Annotated in this window: 27 protein-coding genes; 21 read left to right on the top strand and 6 right to left on the bottom strand. The window is 37.5% G+C overall.

Translation table 11 applies throughout. The features are described from left to right. Positions 1-11 precede the first annotated feature (11 nt). The 5 genes from ACSHXM_RS09105 to ACSHXM_RS09125 all read right to left on the bottom strand — a co-directional run bounded on the left by ACSHXM_RS09105 (position 12) and on the right by ACSHXM_RS09125 (position 1,830). Positions 12-383, bottom strand: a complete 372-nt coding sequence (locus ACSHXM_RS09105) for a hypothetical protein (RefSeq protein WP_435688446.1) — start codon at positions 381-383, stop codon at positions 12-14. A 9-nt stretch (positions 384-392) separates the two neighbouring features. Continuing rightward, the gene (ssb, locus tag ACSHXM_RS09110; RefSeq protein WP_435688447.1) at positions 393-953 is read right to left on the bottom strand and encodes a single-stranded DNA-binding protein; all 561 of its coding nucleotides are present in this window, start codon (positions 951-953) and stop codon (positions 393-395) included. Next, the gene (locus ACSHXM_RS09115; protein ID WP_435688448.1) at positions 950-1,216 is read right to left on the bottom strand and encodes a hypothetical protein; all 267 of its coding nucleotides are present in this window, start codon (positions 1,214-1,216) and stop codon (positions 950-952) included. Before ACSHXM_RS09115 ends, ssb begins: the two co-directional genes overlap by 4 nt. A gap of 95 nt (positions 1,217-1,311) precedes the next feature. Then, positions 1,312-1,551 (bottom strand): hypothetical protein, encoded by a 240-nt coding sequence (locus ACSHXM_RS09120; protein ID WP_435688449.1) that lies wholly within the window; start codon positions 1,549-1,551, stop codon positions 1,312-1,314. Between the two features lie 9 nt (positions 1,552-1,560). Continuing rightward, positions 1,561-1,830, bottom strand: coding sequence for a hypothetical protein (locus ACSHXM_RS09125; protein ID WP_435688450.1), 270 nt, complete (start codon positions 1,828-1,830; stop codon positions 1,561-1,563). Positions 1,831-2,346: 516 nt separating this feature from the next. Here ACSHXM_RS09125 and ACSHXM_RS09130 point away from each other — a divergent pair. After that, positions 2,347-2,853, top strand: a complete 507-nt coding sequence (locus ACSHXM_RS09130) for a hypothetical protein (protein WP_435688451.1) — start codon at positions 2,347-2,349, stop codon at positions 2,851-2,853. A 2-nt stretch (positions 2,854-2,855) separates the two neighbouring features. Continuing rightward, on the top strand, positions 2,856-3,149 hold the full coding sequence (locus ACSHXM_RS09135; protein WP_435688452.1) for a hypothetical protein: 294 nt from the start codon (positions 2,856-2,858) through the stop codon (positions 3,147-3,149). Here the strand turns inward: ACSHXM_RS09135 and ACSHXM_RS09140 are convergent. Then, a complete protein-coding gene (locus ACSHXM_RS09140) occupies positions 3,118-3,558 on the bottom strand; it encodes a helix-turn-helix domain-containing protein (protein WP_435688453.1) in 441 nt (146 codons plus the stop codon). The genes ACSHXM_RS09135 and ACSHXM_RS09140 overlap by 32 nt on opposite strands. A 100-nt stretch (positions 3,559-3,658) precedes the next feature. On the opposite strand from ACSHXM_RS09140, the gene ACSHXM_RS09145 reads away from it, so the two are divergent. The 19 genes from ACSHXM_RS09145 (at position 3,659) to ACSHXM_RS09235 (ending at position 12,859) form a co-directional block, all read left to right on the top strand. Further along, the gene (locus ACSHXM_RS09145) at positions 3,659-4,264 is read left to right on the top strand and encodes a hypothetical protein (RefSeq protein WP_435688454.1); all 606 of its coding nucleotides are present in this window, start codon (positions 3,659-3,661) and stop codon (positions 4,262-4,264) included. A gap of 133 nt (positions 4,265-4,397) precedes the next feature. Next, positions 4,398-4,625 (top strand): helix-turn-helix transcriptional regulator, encoded by a 228-nt coding sequence (locus ACSHXM_RS09150; protein WP_435688455.1) that lies wholly within the window; start codon positions 4,398-4,400, stop codon positions 4,623-4,625. A gap of 466 nt (positions 4,626-5,091) precedes the next feature. Further along, positions 5,092-5,433 carry a hypothetical protein gene (locus ACSHXM_RS09155; RefSeq protein WP_435688456.1) on the top strand — a complete coding sequence of 114 codons (342 nt, stop codon included), beginning with the start codon at positions 5,092-5,094 and terminating at the stop codon, positions 5,431-5,433. Between the two features lie 107 nt (positions 5,434-5,540). Then, positions 5,541-5,765, top strand: coding sequence for an Acb2/Tad1 domain-containing protein (locus ACSHXM_RS09160; protein ID WP_435688457.1), 225 nt, complete (start codon positions 5,541-5,543; stop codon positions 5,763-5,765). Between the two features lie 381 nt (positions 5,766-6,146). After that, positions 6,147-6,587, top strand: a complete 441-nt coding sequence (locus ACSHXM_RS09165; RefSeq protein ID WP_435688458.1) for a hypothetical protein — start codon at positions 6,147-6,149, stop codon at positions 6,585-6,587. 109 nt (positions 6,588-6,696) lie between these two features. Next, positions 6,697-7,461, top strand: a complete 765-nt coding sequence (locus ACSHXM_RS09170; RefSeq protein ID WP_435688459.1) for a helix-turn-helix domain-containing protein — start codon at positions 6,697-6,699, stop codon at positions 7,459-7,461. Further along, entirely contained in the window at positions 7,458-7,673 is a 216-nt protein-coding gene (locus ACSHXM_RS09175; RefSeq protein WP_435688460.1) for a hypothetical protein, read from the top strand. The genes ACSHXM_RS09170 and ACSHXM_RS09175 overlap by 4 nt, the downstream gene beginning before the upstream one ends. After that, the gene (locus ACSHXM_RS09180) at positions 7,670-7,900 is read left to right on the top strand and encodes a hypothetical protein (RefSeq protein ID WP_435688461.1); all 231 of its coding nucleotides are present in this window, start codon (positions 7,670-7,672) and stop codon (positions 7,898-7,900) included. The genes ACSHXM_RS09175 and ACSHXM_RS09180 overlap by 4 nt, the downstream gene beginning before the upstream one ends. Further along, positions 7,897-8,220: a DUF7694 domain-containing protein gene (locus tag ACSHXM_RS09185; protein ID WP_435688462.1), complete on the top strand. Its 324-nt coding sequence runs from the start codon at positions 7,897-7,899 to the stop codon at positions 8,218-8,220. Before ACSHXM_RS09180 ends, ACSHXM_RS09185 begins: the two co-directional genes overlap by 4 nt. 216 nt (positions 8,221-8,436) lie before the next feature. Continuing rightward, on the top strand, positions 8,437-9,018 hold the full coding sequence (locus ACSHXM_RS09190; protein ID WP_435688463.1) for a recombination protein NinG: 582 nt from the start codon (positions 8,437-8,439) through the stop codon (positions 9,016-9,018). After that, positions 9,015-9,275 (top strand): DUF7352 domain-containing protein, encoded by a 261-nt coding sequence (locus ACSHXM_RS09195; protein ID WP_435688464.1) that lies wholly within the window; start codon positions 9,015-9,017, stop codon positions 9,273-9,275. The genes ACSHXM_RS09190 and ACSHXM_RS09195 overlap by 4 nt, the downstream gene beginning before the upstream one ends. 228 nt (positions 9,276-9,503) lie before the next feature. Beyond that, positions 9,504-10,031, top strand: a complete 528-nt coding sequence (locus ACSHXM_RS09200) for a hypothetical protein (protein ID WP_435688465.1) — start codon at positions 9,504-9,506, stop codon at positions 10,029-10,031. Between the two features lie 206 nt (positions 10,032-10,237). Further along, entirely contained in the window at positions 10,238-10,447 is a 210-nt protein-coding gene (locus tag ACSHXM_RS09205; RefSeq protein ID WP_435688499.1) for a GntR family transcriptional regulator, read from the top strand. A 210-nt stretch (positions 10,448-10,657) separates the two neighbouring features. Next, positions 10,658-11,158 (top strand): glycoside hydrolase family protein, encoded by a 501-nt coding sequence (locus ACSHXM_RS09210; RefSeq protein WP_435688466.1) that lies wholly within the window; start codon positions 10,658-10,660, stop codon positions 11,156-11,158. Beyond that, positions 11,155-11,547, top strand: a complete 393-nt coding sequence (locus ACSHXM_RS09215) for a 3TM-type holin (protein ID WP_435688467.1) — start codon at positions 11,155-11,157, stop codon at positions 11,545-11,547. Before ACSHXM_RS09210 ends, ACSHXM_RS09215 begins: the two co-directional genes overlap by 4 nt. Further along, positions 11,544-11,768 carry a hypothetical protein gene (locus ACSHXM_RS09220; RefSeq protein WP_435688468.1) on the top strand — a complete coding sequence of 75 codons (225 nt, stop codon included), beginning with the start codon at positions 11,544-11,546 and terminating at the stop codon, positions 11,766-11,768. Before ACSHXM_RS09215 ends, ACSHXM_RS09220 begins: the two co-directional genes overlap by 4 nt. 12 nt (positions 11,769-11,780) lie before the next feature. Next, the gene (locus tag ACSHXM_RS09225) at positions 11,781-12,086 is read left to right on the top strand and encodes a hypothetical protein (RefSeq protein WP_435688469.1); all 306 of its coding nucleotides are present in this window, start codon (positions 11,781-11,783) and stop codon (positions 12,084-12,086) included. Beyond that, positions 12,083-12,490 carry a hypothetical protein gene (locus ACSHXM_RS09230; protein ID WP_435688470.1) on the top strand — a complete coding sequence of 136 codons (408 nt, stop codon included), beginning with the start codon at positions 12,083-12,085 and terminating at the stop codon, positions 12,488-12,490. The genes ACSHXM_RS09225 and ACSHXM_RS09230 overlap by 4 nt, the downstream gene beginning before the upstream one ends. A gap of 3 nt (positions 12,491-12,493) precedes the next feature. Further along, entirely contained in the window at positions 12,494-12,859 is a 366-nt protein-coding gene (locus ACSHXM_RS09235) for an HNH endonuclease (protein WP_435688471.1), read from the top strand. Positions 12,860-12,897 lie beyond the last annotated feature (38 nt).

A 12,897-nucleotide genomic window follows, 5' to 3' on the forward strand; every position in this document is an offset into this window, starting at 1 on the left:
GTAATCTTTCATTAAGCGGCCCTTTTATAGTCAGGCATATAAGTTTTAATTGCGTAATGAATAGTTGATGATCTAACGCTCATAGCTCTAGCTATTTCAGCTTTATTCATACCACTATCCAAAAACCTTTTAATTTCGTTCACCCTTGAGGACCAATAAACTTTTTTGTCAGAAGGTACTTTTTTAAGTATTTCAATTGTGTCAATCATGCATCTAACAGCAAATTCATTTGGTTCAAGCTCTCCATACATCCACTTTCTAATTGTGGGGAGTGAATAACCACAACGATCAGCAATGTTGGTTGGTGTATGAGTAGAGTCACTAACCAGGTCATAAATTTTTAACTGGTTAGCTGATAAATTTTTAGGCTTGTCTTTATTCATTAGATGACCTTAAATGCAATTAAGTAAGGCTGGATGCTGCAAGCCGATAGGCGCAAATGGAATGTCATCATCAAAATCAAAATCAGGTTCTGCCATAGGTGCTGCCTTTTGCCCTTGCTGTTGACCTTGGTGCGTTTGATTAAATCCTTGATTTTGTTGTGGTGCCGATTGCGGTGTTGGATTTTGTGGGCCTTGAGATCCACCTACTGAAGATTGATTACCTTTGGCGCCTAACATTTGCATTACACCGTTAAACGGGTCTAACACCACCTCTGTTGTGTATCTATCTTGGCCTTGTTGATCTTGCCACTTACGGGTTTGTAATTTACCTTCAATGTAAACCTGGCTACCTTTACGTAAATATTCACCGGCAATCTCGGCCAGTTTTCCAAACATTGACACGCGGTGCCATTCTGTTTTTTCTTGAATTTGGCCGCTTTGGTCTTTCCAACTTTCAGAAGTGGCCAATGTTAAGTTAGCAACTGCTTTACCATTTGGTGTGAAACGCACTTCTGGATCTTTACCTAAATTACCCACCAAAATTACTTTGTTTATGCCTTTACTACTCACGCTGCCACCTCTTGAAGATTGCCTTCCTTGGCAGATGAACTTTCAATAAAGTGAATAGCTCTAGAAAACCCAACCTTATCGTTAGTAAACTTTTGCATGTTGCAAGAGCCATTACTAAGCGTTCTAGTAACACAAACCGAATCAGCGATTATCTGAAACCTAGCGTAACCACCGCTATTTTTGTTGAATGAATTGATTGATTGAATTAATAGAGAAAGTGATTTATTTAAAATTTTTTCTTCATTTGTTATATATATTTTCATCTTCAGTTAAACTCCATTTGTTTAATCTTGACTGGCTTGTGTCGTCGAAAACTTTGGCCAGTCGGTTTTACACTGCCCTCGAAAGAGGGCTTTTATTAAATTAAGCTTTTTTTAATAGCTTCTTGCTTGCAATCTTCGCGGTAACGTCTAGCTAGATTTATTGCGTCTTGCTTGTTATTAAATTTAAATTCATCGCCAATTTTCACAAATTTTCCTCTCAACTTGCCCACCCAGTAATCAACAAAAGCCCCGTTGACTATTTGAGTGATTTTCCCTGCTGAAGCTCTAGGCGCGGTAGCATAATGGATAAGTTTTTCTTCATATGTTTTAGCCATAACTGTTCCTTAAGCTGCTTTTTGCTGGTGGATTGTTAGAAAAGCTTTTGCTTCAACATTTGCATAATGCTTTGCTATGTCTTCAATACTTGTATGTTTAATATCTGACTGATCTAATGCATTCATCTTTTCAGTAGCGCAATACTGCAGCGCATAAAATTCAGAGTCGGTTAGCCCTTTAACTATTTCTTCATAGAAATAATCAACAGTGTTTTGGTAATTATTTACTGGCTCAGTCATTCGGTGCTCGACAATTTGTGCGGTTGCTAAAGTAGTCATAATGTTTCCTTGAAACCTTGTTTGCCTTAACCATTGCTCAGCGGCTTAATGTGTGTAAATATCTACTCCAACTGGACAATAAATAAACACGAAAGTTAACGTTGCGATTAATTGGTTGTTGCGTTTCGATAACTTAATAGTACACGTATAATTTATTAAATCAAATCATAGCGTGTACTTTTGTAAAGTATTTTGCTATTGTCCTTACAGTTTCATTGTTTCATATGTCGCTAGGTAGTATTTTCAGCTTGCTGCAAGGTCGCAGCTAATTTGAATTTAGGTGATATATGAAACGTAATAAATTAATTAAAACTGGCGCAATTACCCTTCTTACAGCGTTGTTAGTTAGCTCTTCGGTGTTAGCGGCAGGGAATGGAAGTGGGAGGGAGCCGGCAATATCAACCACAACTTCGGGAGATGGTTTTTTCTGCTCTATAATCCCTTACTTCTGTAGCGCTAGCTCGCAAGTAAATGCTTTTGCAGGGAATGGAAGTGGAAGAGAACCAGCATAAATGAATGTATGATTTTTTATACTTAATTAGTGAATATTTGCTGCTACTTAATGTAGCGGCATTATTCGCAATATATTTGATGGCCAAGCAAAGAACATCTATTGGAATAACACTTTTATTTGCAGTAGTACTTCAGATCTTCCATGTGTGGTATGAGGTTTTTTTGCTTGAAACGTTATCCGAATCACTTTCAAAAAACGCCATAAGAACTCTATGGTATATGGGGTTTGGGCTAACTGATTTTCTATTTATAATAATTACAATTTTTTGCTGCCTTAAAATGAACTTACCTAGAGATAAAGCAAGTAGTTTTATATTGATTAGCTATGGTTTGTTGGGTGCTACACAAATGATCAGATATGCTGATAGGGTGCTATTACAATCAGATTTATTTGGTTTTATATATAAACATCTTATCCCAACATTTAATTTAGGTATTACGATAACTGTTATTATTTTTGTTTTTACCACAATGTTTGGTAAACTAAATAACCAAAATGGAGAGTTGTAGTTATGGAATTCGTTGTATTTGGTATGGTTTTATGTATCGGGGTAGTGAGTTCACTAGCTCTAATTAGCTACCTTCGAAGGGTGCCGATTGAGACTTATGATCAAGATAAAGATGCCTACCTTCTTATAAAAGAGTACATAAATATTGTAGATTCTGAACAAGATTTATCAATATTGATGGAAGAAAGGGAAGTTTTACAGGGTAAAATGCGCGACTATTTAATGAAAATTAAAATTAGAGCGCATACTAAGAATGAAGGTAAGGTTATACGGTTTTCTGATTATCTTGGCGGTTAATATAGTCATTACATTTTTTAGAATATGTAGAAATTATATTAGTCACATTTGATTTGTCAGGAGTATTGATTAAGCCAAATTCAACCGCTGAGTCTAAAACATTTTTCAATATGCTAACCGCATCTTTAGGCGCAAAAGAGACGAATGGCGTTTTATAATTAGAATCAGCTAGATAGTCTGGAATATTCTTGCCAGTAAGAAGATAGAATATAGCATCATCCCCAATATATCCTTTCAATACATCCGAGATAACAAATAAATGTTCGTTGGATGGGGTTCTTTCCCCGCTTTCATAATTAGAGATCCTAGTTTTTGTCCAGCCGTTGCATTGACTACCCAAAGATTCTTGAGTTAAGCCGGCTTGCGTTCTAAGCTCTTTAATTCTTTCGCCTAATATAAATCTATCCACGTATCACCTTATTAATTATACGTATATACGTTACGTGTACTTTATGACATTATAAACATTCCACATGATTCAGCAACTTTAAGTTGCAAAAGGAGTTAATATGATTGAAAGGAAAACATGTTTTATTAAAAAATTAGCAATTATTGCCATCTCAATATTTGGGCTGTCTAACTGCGCTAGCACTATGGATGAACTGGCGGGAATTGGCAATATTACGCAGAGTGTTTCTGATTTTGATAACGCTAAAATAATTGAGTTATCCAACTCCAGAAATTATAACAGTAAGACGTTTGGCCCCAGCACCATGTTTGCTGCAAAATGGACTAGTAACAATCCAGAGTCGATAATATTGTACATGGTCTATAACGGCTCTGTATCGTCTGGTGACGCATACGAAACATTTACTGGGATGAAGGTTAATATTGATGGTGAGTTTCGTTCCTTCGAAACTGCCAGGAGTACTGCATTATCATCAGGAAGCTACAACACTGTAACCAAAACTATTTATACGAAAAGTTCTGCACCAGTTATTATTCCAATAAGCTACCTCAAAAAGATGATCGCTGGGGAATCAGTCAAAATTCGAGTTTTAATGATAGATACGTATGAAGATATTATTTTTGACGTCAGTAGTGATAGTTACGGAAACACATATTCAAAAGTAAAACTCAAAGAGTTGCTGGAAGTAATAAATAACGACTCCTAACCACGCCACTTAAAAATCAAACCCGCCATTCGAGCGGGTTTTTTATTGCCTAAAATTTAAAACATTAGTAAAAATACTTGCAAGAAGTCCACGTTGCGATTATTGTAAAGAAAACGAAACGTGAACTTAATTAATGAACCGCATTAGCCAATTCAGACAAAAGCGAACACCCAAAATAACTCAAAAAGAGTTAGCGACTAAAATCGGCTATCAAAAAGCCCGTATAGCTAATTATGAAAGAGATATACGCACACCAAATATTACAGATTGCCATTCAATAGTAGCAGGACTTAATGATCTTGGGGTTGATTGCTCAGTTGAAGAGGTTTTCCCACCAAAAGAGGCGCAGCATGAAATATAACATCATCGTTAAAACACTAAATCTATTTAGCTTAACTAACTTACAGAACGTTAGAGCCGCTAATGACAGCACTTTACCTCCAACACCTTTAAACGCTGCATAGCATGAATTATCACGATGTAGTTATGCGAGCTTTTAAATACATATGGAAGCCAGTGTTGTATGTCGGATTGGCTTATTTAGCTTTTTGGGTTGGAGCACCACTTTATGATTTGTATACCTACGGATAATAAAAAGTTTGGCCAAAGTTATAAGCCTAAAAACTTAGATCGAGAATTAAGAAATGGCAATTATCGATGTACTGACAAAAACAGCAGAGTTGAGCTGATTGTTATTTTTATATTGTTTTGCTTACTGATGTGGTGATTCACATCACTTTAGTAACCATTCAAGCCGCTTAATTGCGGCTAAGTGGGTACCAGACTGCAAGACTGGTAATTAACTAAAACAAAAAGGAGTAACACCCATGTTGAATAAAAAGATTTTAGCTGTAGCCGCTTTGGCTTTGGTTAGCGCTTTTGCCAACGCCACTCCAATTAATGAAGCAACCGGTTTAATTCAACCGGCTACCGAATTAATTGTTGGGGAAATTACACCTTCTAAACCAACTGAACTAACAGAAGTTAACGTTGTGGCTAACACCATTAAATTAACTGAATTAACGGTTGAAGAACGAAGGCCCATGATCACCGAGCTTGTTTCAAATAAAGCTCATTCTAAACATACAGCAGTGAATATGGTTTACGTAAAAAATGCCGCACTTCCTGAAAAGGTAGGTTGGCAAAAAGTAACCGCATATAAGTTTTAGTAAAAATAAAAAGTAGAAAAATAACCCGTTTATTTGGGCATTGAGTAGAAAACGAAAAGCCGGTTAAGGCTACCGGCTTTTTAACGCCAACTTAGTTAGGAATAAAAATGGATAACCAACATAAAAAAATCAAAGGCTATAGAGATTTATCTCAAGAAGAAATCGACTTGATGAATGAAGGAAAAGAGCTTTCAGTAAAGGTTGGTGCGTACATCGACAAATTACAGGCTAAAGAGTCCTTAGATCAACGTTGGATTGCTACGGGAAAGACTGACTTACAAAAAGGTTTTATGTCTGCAATTCGTGGGATTGCACAACCAAGCACTTTTTAGTTTAGCGATTCGCCACCGTTAGTGGCGGTGTATTGATAGTGGTTCGTGGTTAGTTAAATCGCGACAGAGGTACCGAAGAGAGGTGCTAACGGTAACTGTTCTCAGATATGGGGCAGAGCTAGGGTTACAGCCACAGTAAATTTAAGAGCCACTATCAATACACTGAATGGCCGAGTCTTTAATAGAAACTTTGTTTTTAATAAATCTGCCTGCAGTCGGGCGCTAGATAAGTAACTAGCCGGTGTATTAACCATTTAACTATATAGGTGATTTATGCGAGACGGCTGGACAGATAGATGATGAACCGAACACTTATTAGCGCTGCAGTTAGTCTTTCACTGGCTAATTGGGGTTACTACATAGCAGATAGAGAAACACACTATGAGTCTTAGAGAAGATTTATTTAAAGCGATAAAAGAAAACCCTAGTTTAACTAGTAAAGAATTGGCTGATCAGGTTGATGAAGTTGATTTGGCTAATGTGAGTCGTGAACTAGGAAAAATGAAAAACGATCTCTTAATTAAAAAATCCGCTGGTGGAGTGTGGGTGACTTTAGTTGAACAACTTGGCTCTGTTGAAGAGTGGGAGGCACCAGAAGGCATACCTGAACCGTGCAAAGTTGAATTAGAACTAACCAAGATAGAAGAGCGTTTAAAGCCACCAGCCCGATTACCAAACGAATTAACTGATTTAAATGGCATAGAAACAGAAATAAAAGTTTTAACCCGTTTTGCAGAGATGTTTGAAGAGAGTATTTCAGAGCAGCTTAGATGTTCTATTGGTCGTTTAGAAGCGATTGTAAGCGTTAATAACGTTACTTAATTTCAAGCATTAAAAAAGCCCCGTCATAGAGTCGCAATCTCTCAGGGGCTAATTCAAACAACGAGAAGAGTATGAGCCAATTATTTGATTTTTACAAGAGTGTTACCCCATGAGCCTAAAAATGATGATCGCTGCTATGGAAGCTGTAGTTGGAAATTCAACATCCAAGCTAGTGCTTGTTAAACTTGCTGATAATGCCAATGACAAAGGAGAGTGTTGGCCATCTTATGAAACCATAGCTAGGGTTTGTGAGTGTAGCGTTAAGACTGCTCAGCGCCATATTTCAAAGTTAGAAGAAATGGGTTTAATTGAGAAGACCCTTCGTCCTGGTAAACAAGGAAATCAAAGCAACTTATACAAAATAACTATCCATAATAAGGGGCGACAATCTGACGCCCCACGGGGGGACAAAATGACGCTACCCCCGCGACAAAATGACGCTACCCCTAGCGACAATTTGACGCCACCCCCTAGCGTCAAAATGACGCCCGAATCTGTCACTCTTGAACCTGTCATTACTGAACCTGTCATTGAATCACTAAGTCAGTGTGTTGGTTTTTCAATTGAATCGTTAAATCGTTTTGTTCTTCATCGAAAAAGAATCAAAAAACCAATGGATCATGAAGCCGTTAAACTTTTGGCTGACAAAATTATTGGACTGGCAAATCAAGGTCAGAACGTCACCGAGTTAATCAACGATTCCATCATTGCTGGTTATCCAACGATATACGCTAAAAATCCACCAGCAACCAAGCCAGCACTTACACACGCAGAGGCAACAACATCTTCTAAGGGCCCCGCAAAAATTGAAGAGTGTGAAAACGCTAGGAAATTAAGGGAGCAATACGGCCAAAACAAGAAGGTGGCTGCATGATTTCAATAGTCAACATATCACCAGAACATACACCTGCTCATGGTGTTAACCAATACGTTCTTAAAGAAGACAGGAAAGTACTTGTTGAATATTCCCACAACAGGACAGCTAACAGCCTTGTTCAGCGATTACGTGATGCTGCCGACGCCCTAGAAGCGTTAGAGAAGAAGCAAAGTGTAAATGTGTATGAGTTAAGGAATAAAGCAGCATGACCCATAACCTAGCTAACAAGCCACCAGAAGAAAATCGTATTGAATCACTTAAGCGTAGAGCTACCTTTCTAGTTCACCAAGCAAGGATCCACAGGATAACACCCCCTAAAAGATTAAAGGACAAAATTACTCGAGTAACCATAGAAAAAGAAATATCAGAATTACCAGAACATGAGCAATCAATATTTCGTGAAATACTTAACAAGTGCATGGGGGTGAATAAGTGAAAAGGTTTAAGGAATTACCTAAGAGTGAATGGCCTAATGATCGTAAAGATTTGATTAAGGTGTTTCTTGTTAATGATTTTCTAGTTCATGTTTATGACGAAGAACACGCAGTAAGAATAAGCGTTGAAAGGGAAAGGCCCACAAACAACATTTTTATAGATGCTATTTCATGGGAAAACATTCAACGAGTAAAAGCAAAGATAGGTTATAGCGAAGCTTTTGCTGTTGAGTGTTACCCAGAGGATGTTAATTCAGTTGAATTAGAGAATGTACGTCATTTGTTCATAGTAGAGCGCCCACCTTTTGCTTGGAGTAAGTAGGTTTGAATAGAATGATTACAGAAGGCAGTTATAGGAGGGTGGTTTGATGATTTACCAAATAATTCTCACAGTGATTTTTTACTTACTTCTAGGTCATGGCGTTAATCAATTATTTAGCGCTCTGACAGCATTTACTTCACAAAAGGAACCAGAGGGTTCATATGTTATTTATGTGCTTTTCTGGCCAATTATTCTTTTATACATGGCGCTAGGCTAATGGCAAACTCAAAACGTAAATGCGCTAACTGTGGAGAGCGTAAACAAGCAGGCACAATGTTTATTCATGGTACCCAAGCTTTTTGTAATCGAGATGGTTGGGTTGAGTACAGTGTTAAGAACATCAAAAAATTAGCTGCTAAAGGTAAAAAAATAATAAACAAAGAGTTTGCAGCTAAGAAACGCAAATTCAAACTGAATGATAAAAGCTTAAGACGTAGGGAAGCAGTAACAGCGTTTAATAAATTTATCAGGCTTAGAGATGTTAACGAACCGTGTATAAGTTGCCAACGCCATCACACAGGCCAATACCATGCTGGCCACTATAAACCTGCAGGCATTAATTCAGCGCTTAAATTCAATGAGCTAAATGTTCATAAACAATGTTCAGCATGTAATAACAATCTATCAGGCAATCTAACTAATTATCGCATTCACCTAATTAAGAAGATTGGTTTAGAAAAGGTAGTTGAGTTGGAGAGTAATAAAGAAATTACTAAATACACATGTGAACAACTAAAAGCCATTGAAGTTGAATATAAAGAGAAGTGTAAGTTTTTAGAACAAAGGCTGGTGGCATGAATAAAGTAATTTGGAAATATACGCTAACCCCAGCAATCTTGATCGAAATACCGAAAGGCGCTGAGATACTTTCTGTTGCTGAGCAAAATAATGAAATTTGCCTTTGGGCTTTAGTGGATCCTAATGCAGAACTTGAAGCAAGGGAGTTTCATGTATTTGGCACAGGCCACAACATCACAATTAAAGGCTTTGATTTCATAGGTACCGCCTTACTCGAAAACGGAAGTTTGGTTTTCCATGTTTTTGAATTTAAGTAGAGGCTAGCAGCGTGACATACCCAACATTAAAAGACTGGCCCACCAATGTTCGCATCAACAATATAGGCCACAACGGCCCCACAGGTTGCCACTACCCAAAAATTAAAGAAGGTGAATGCCCAAGGTGCACAGGCAGGAATATTGTAAAGCGTGGATATAAAAACGAAAAACAACAGCATGAATGTAAATTTTGTTTAACTAAGTTTGTGAAATAGAGGGCTGTAAACGATGGCAAACCCAATTAAAGCTTTAGCAAGGCTAACCACAAAATCAAAGCAAATAGACGGTATGGGTTTTGGTGGTACTGCACCAGATAATCTAGAAGTTGCAGGGGCTTTGGCGTTTCCTCATCCATTCACTAAAAAGAAACTAAAAAAAGAAGCTGAAGCATTGGGTAGGTTTAAATATTGTTTTGATGACTCTTGCCAAAAAGTATTGGTCCTAACATTAGTTAATTTTGCAAAAGAGCAGGGGTATAAATTTAAAGAAGAAACCATTAATAACCTGTGCAGAGTTTCGGTAATTAATTACAAGCACTCGTTATTAAAATTTAACAAAGAAACCCGCGAGCATGAGCGCTATGAATTAAAGGACAGTCAGTTATCAGCATTACTCAATATTGGGCGCCAAAGCTTCACTAAAAAGCATAGAGAGTTATACAACAAGCTTTATGATGAATTGCTTCAGTTAGATTTAATGGTGCAACATCATTTAAGAGGCACTTTGTCTGAAGGTGAGGTAAAAGAAGCTAGTTAAATCGTGACCACTATTCATTTCATGAATGGAAATCGAATTCTGTATAACTGGACGGAGTTGTTAAAGCTGTTATTATATACAGGCTTTTTAAAAGCACCCGCCCAGAATAATCTGGACGGGAAACAGGAATGAGTCCTGCGACTTGAGAATTACAGGGTAGCTCATTCCTTATTAGGAATACAACTATGTTAAGTAGATTTTTACAAATGCAGAAAAGGTACATTCACTTAAGGGAGTTAAGTGAACACATTAAAGGTAATTTCAAAGTTGGCGATGCTCTACCAAATCAACATATTTTGGCTGATAAAATGGGGTACGATCGTATTACTCTAAGGGAGAATCTTATTAGGTTGCAGTGCTTTGGATTTATAAATATAGAGCATGGTAAACCAACGACATACGTCAATCAGCTTTAGTAGTTTATGATCCCGAATGTTATTAAACGTGTTTGGGTGAAAAAACACTTGCTAGACCTGACAAAAAAGGGTATAAATTTACCAATCTCGGAGTAGTGCCCAAGATTACAAAGCCGCCTAATTAGAGCGGCTTTTTTTGTGTTCAAAATAAAGTAAGTTTCCCTATTTCAGCCTCGCCAATGTGCGGGGCTTTTTTATGCGAGTTATCCAATGAATTATGAAAAGCTATTTGCTCAAATTCGTGAACATGAAGGAACTCGACTTGAAATATACAAATGCACCAAAGGATATTGGACTATTGGCGTAGGTAGAAACCTTGAAACCAATGGTTTAAGTGATTCGGAATGCTTCACAATATTTAGAAAATCACTATCTAAAGATCAAGTAATTGAAGAGTTACAAACCACGTCTTTAACAGAAGAGCAAGTTGAGATGTTGTTAGTTAATGATTTAACTAATGTAGAAGAAAATTGTCACCGAATCATTGATATGCACAAGCACAATGATGCCCGTAAAGCCGTATTTATAAACATGGCCTTTCAAATGGGTGCTGGTGGACTTCTTAAATTCAGCAATACATTAAAGTACGCTGATGCTAAGCAATATGACAATTGTGCAGATGAAATGCTTGATTCAATTTGGTTTAGAGAAGATACGCCAAATCGAGCTCAAGAAATGTCAGATCAAATGCGAACAGGTGAATGGCAATGAGTATATTTTCTTTTATATCAGATATTTTCAAACCGGCCGCAAAGCTTATTGATGATATTCATACCAGTGATGAAGAAAAGCTTAAGTTAAAAAACACTTTCACTAAGCTCGAGAACGACCTTTTAAGCAAAGTGTTAGATTATGAAACTAAGTTACTTGAAAGTAAGACTCAAATAATCACCGCTGAAGCAAATGGGCAAAGTTGGATACAGAGAAATTGGCGCCCAATCACCATGCTTACATTTTTAGTTTTAGTTGTATTAGATAGCTTTGGCCTATTGGCGTTTAGATTGTCTGAAGACGCATGGACCTTATTAAAAATCGGCTTAGGTGGCTACGTAGCTGGCCGTTCTGTTGAAAAAATAGCAGATAAGATTCGTTTAAAATGAGTGAGATAGTCAAATTAAGCACTTTCCCAAGGGTTATTTCATGCCTGGTAATGTTATTCACTGGTTATTTAATATCTATTACCGTTCTTTGGGCGTTAGGAACCAATATTGAAGATGTAACAGCAGCGCAAGCCGGTGTTATAGCGGCTATTCTCACGCCAATCGCGGCAATCTTTAAATTCAGTTTTGATTTTGCCGGTGATGGCAAGATAGATAGTTAAGAAGGAAAGTAAGTGGATATTATCGTTGAGTTGTTTGGTTTGCTTTCTGAGAAAACACCAGAGTTTGTAATAGGGTTTGCTATTGGTGCATTGCTGGCATTCATTTTAGCTTATATGATTTTGCTACCTAAGATGGTGAAGAGTGCTACTGAATCATTAACAGCACAAGTAGGGTTGTTATCCACTCAAGTTAATAATCAAACAAATACTATCAATCATTTGCAAGACCAAATATCTAAGCTAGAAGGCGAATTAGAGCCTTATCGGCAGTTTGCCGAACAACAATTAAATAAGCTCACCTCCACTAAGCAGCAATGAAAATTATACTCGCTACAAACCAGCATGAAATGTCAGTAGCTATAAGAGAAAAACTAAACTGCAAATACACACATGTAGTTGTAGTTGATGGCGATAATGTAATTGAAGCGAGACCCGAAGCGGGAGTTGTAAAGACACCACTAAAAGTATTTAAGCGTCTCTATCCCACATATGAGTATAGAGAAATGCCAGGTGATGTTAATAAATCAAGAGCGCTAGTCGGTAAGCCTTATGATTACAAGGGTTTACTGGGAATGGGCTTTAAAGTTTATAGCATCCAAGACCCTAAAGCTTACTTCTGTTGTGAAGTTGTAGGTATTGCAGCAGACAATGTAGATGACAGTATGTCTCACACTTTATTGCCAGATGATTTTATTGAGCTATCAACTGCAGTTTGTGTGTAACTAATGCCAATTAGACCAGGTAAAGCATGTAGGGCTGCATCATGCCCAAACATAGCCAGCGCTTCAAAGTATCACGGCTTTTGTGAAGAGCATAAAGATCGTGGTGGTTGGTATGGGAACGAAAGGGATAAAGGTAATGACACAGCCAGAGGTTATGGTTGGGCTTGGAGAAAATTATCCAAACTCATAAAGGAAAGAGATAAAGGTTTATGTCAAGAGCATAAGCGAAAAGGAATTTTTAAGGCAGGCTCTCAGGTTGACCACATCAAGCCGAGAGAACAAGGCGGCAATGATGAACATAGCAACCTTGAATTATTGTGTAATGACTGCCACAGGACTAAAACAGCCACAGAAAGGATAAGGAAGTAAGGGGGGCGGGTTAAAAGTCTACAGCCTTTGCTATACAA

Source organism: Paraglaciecola sp. (genome assembly GCF_051252315.1).
Classification (GTDB): Bacteria; Pseudomonadota; Gammaproteobacteria; order Enterobacterales; family Alteromonadaceae; genus Paraglaciecola.

What these genes read in the sequence shown, in the direction of transcription:
- ACSHXM_RS09210 (WP_435688466.1), top strand. Translation starts at nt 10,658, where the DNA reads ATGAATTATGAAAAGCTATTTGCTCAAATTCGTGAACATGAAGGAACT.
- ACSHXM_RS09160 (WP_435688457.1), top strand. Translation starts at nt 5,541, where the DNA reads ATGGATAACCAACATAAAAAAATCAAAGGCTATAGAGATTTATCTCAA.
- ACSHXM_RS09190 (WP_435688463.1), top strand. Translation starts at nt 8,437, where the DNA reads ATGGCAAACTCAAAACGTAAATGCGCTAACTGTGGAGAGCGTAAACAA.
- ACSHXM_RS09105 (WP_435688446.1), bottom strand. Translation starts at nt 383, where the DNA reads ATGAATAAAGACAAGCCTAAAAATTTATCAGCTAACCAGTTAAAAATT.
- ACSHXM_RS09150 (WP_435688455.1), top strand. Translation starts at nt 4,398, where the DNA reads ATGAACCGCATTAGCCAATTCAGACAAAAGCGAACACCCAAAATAACT.
- ACSHXM_RS09170 (WP_435688459.1), top strand. Translation starts at nt 6,697, where the DNA reads ATGAGCCTAAAAATGATGATCGCTGCTATGGAAGCTGTAGTTGGAAAT.
- ACSHXM_RS09135 (WP_435688452.1), top strand. Translation starts at nt 2,856, where the DNA reads ATGGAATTCGTTGTATTTGGTATGGTTTTATGTATCGGGGTAGTGAGT.
- ACSHXM_RS09175 (WP_435688460.1), top strand. Translation starts at nt 7,458, where the DNA reads ATGATTTCAATAGTCAACATATCACCAGAACATACACCTGCTCATGGT.
- ACSHXM_RS09200 (WP_435688465.1), top strand. Translation starts at nt 9,504, where the DNA reads ATGGCAAACCCAATTAAAGCTTTAGCAAGGCTAACCACAAAATCAAAG.
- ACSHXM_RS09230 (WP_435688470.1), top strand. Translation starts at nt 12,083, where the DNA reads ATGAAAATTATACTCGCTACAAACCAGCATGAAATGTCAGTAGCTATA.
- ACSHXM_RS09125 (WP_435688450.1), bottom strand. Translation starts at nt 1,830, where the DNA reads ATGACTACTTTAGCAACCGCACAAATTGTCGAGCACCGAATGACTGAG.
- ACSHXM_RS09120 (WP_435688449.1), bottom strand. Translation starts at nt 1,551, where the DNA reads ATGGCTAAAACATATGAAGAAAAACTTATCCATTATGCTACCGCGCCT.
- ACSHXM_RS09180 (WP_435688461.1), top strand. Translation starts at nt 7,670, where the DNA reads ATGACCCATAACCTAGCTAACAAGCCACCAGAAGAAAATCGTATTGAA.
- ACSHXM_RS09155 (WP_435688456.1), top strand. Translation starts at nt 5,092, where the DNA reads ATGTTGAATAAAAAGATTTTAGCTGTAGCCGCTTTGGCTTTGGTTAGC.
- ACSHXM_RS09165 (WP_435688458.1), top strand. Translation starts at nt 6,147, where the DNA reads ATGAGTCTTAGAGAAGATTTATTTAAAGCGATAAAAGAAAACCCTAGT.
- ACSHXM_RS09145 (WP_435688454.1), top strand. Translation starts at nt 3,659, where the DNA reads ATGATTGAAAGGAAAACATGTTTTATTAAAAAATTAGCAATTATTGCC.
- ACSHXM_RS09220 (WP_435688468.1), top strand. Translation starts at nt 11,544, where the DNA reads ATGAGTGAGATAGTCAAATTAAGCACTTTCCCAAGGGTTATTTCATGC.
- ACSHXM_RS09215 (WP_435688467.1), top strand. Translation starts at nt 11,155, where the DNA reads ATGAGTATATTTTCTTTTATATCAGATATTTTCAAACCGGCCGCAAAG.
- ACSHXM_RS09115 (WP_435688448.1), bottom strand. Translation starts at nt 1,216, where the DNA reads ATGAAAATATATATAACAAATGAAGAAAAAATTTTAAATAAATCACTT.
- ACSHXM_RS09130 (WP_435688451.1), top strand. Translation starts at nt 2,347, where the DNA reads ATGTATGATTTTTTATACTTAATTAGTGAATATTTGCTGCTACTTAAT.
- ACSHXM_RS09205 (WP_435688499.1), top strand. Translation starts at nt 10,238, where the DNA reads ATGCAGAAAAGGTACATTCACTTAAGGGAGTTAAGTGAACACATTAAA.
- ACSHXM_RS09235 (WP_435688471.1), top strand. Translation starts at nt 12,494, where the DNA reads ATGCCAATTAGACCAGGTAAAGCATGTAGGGCTGCATCATGCCCAAAC.
- ACSHXM_RS09195 (WP_435688464.1), top strand. Translation starts at nt 9,015, where the DNA reads ATGAATAAAGTAATTTGGAAATATACGCTAACCCCAGCAATCTTGATC.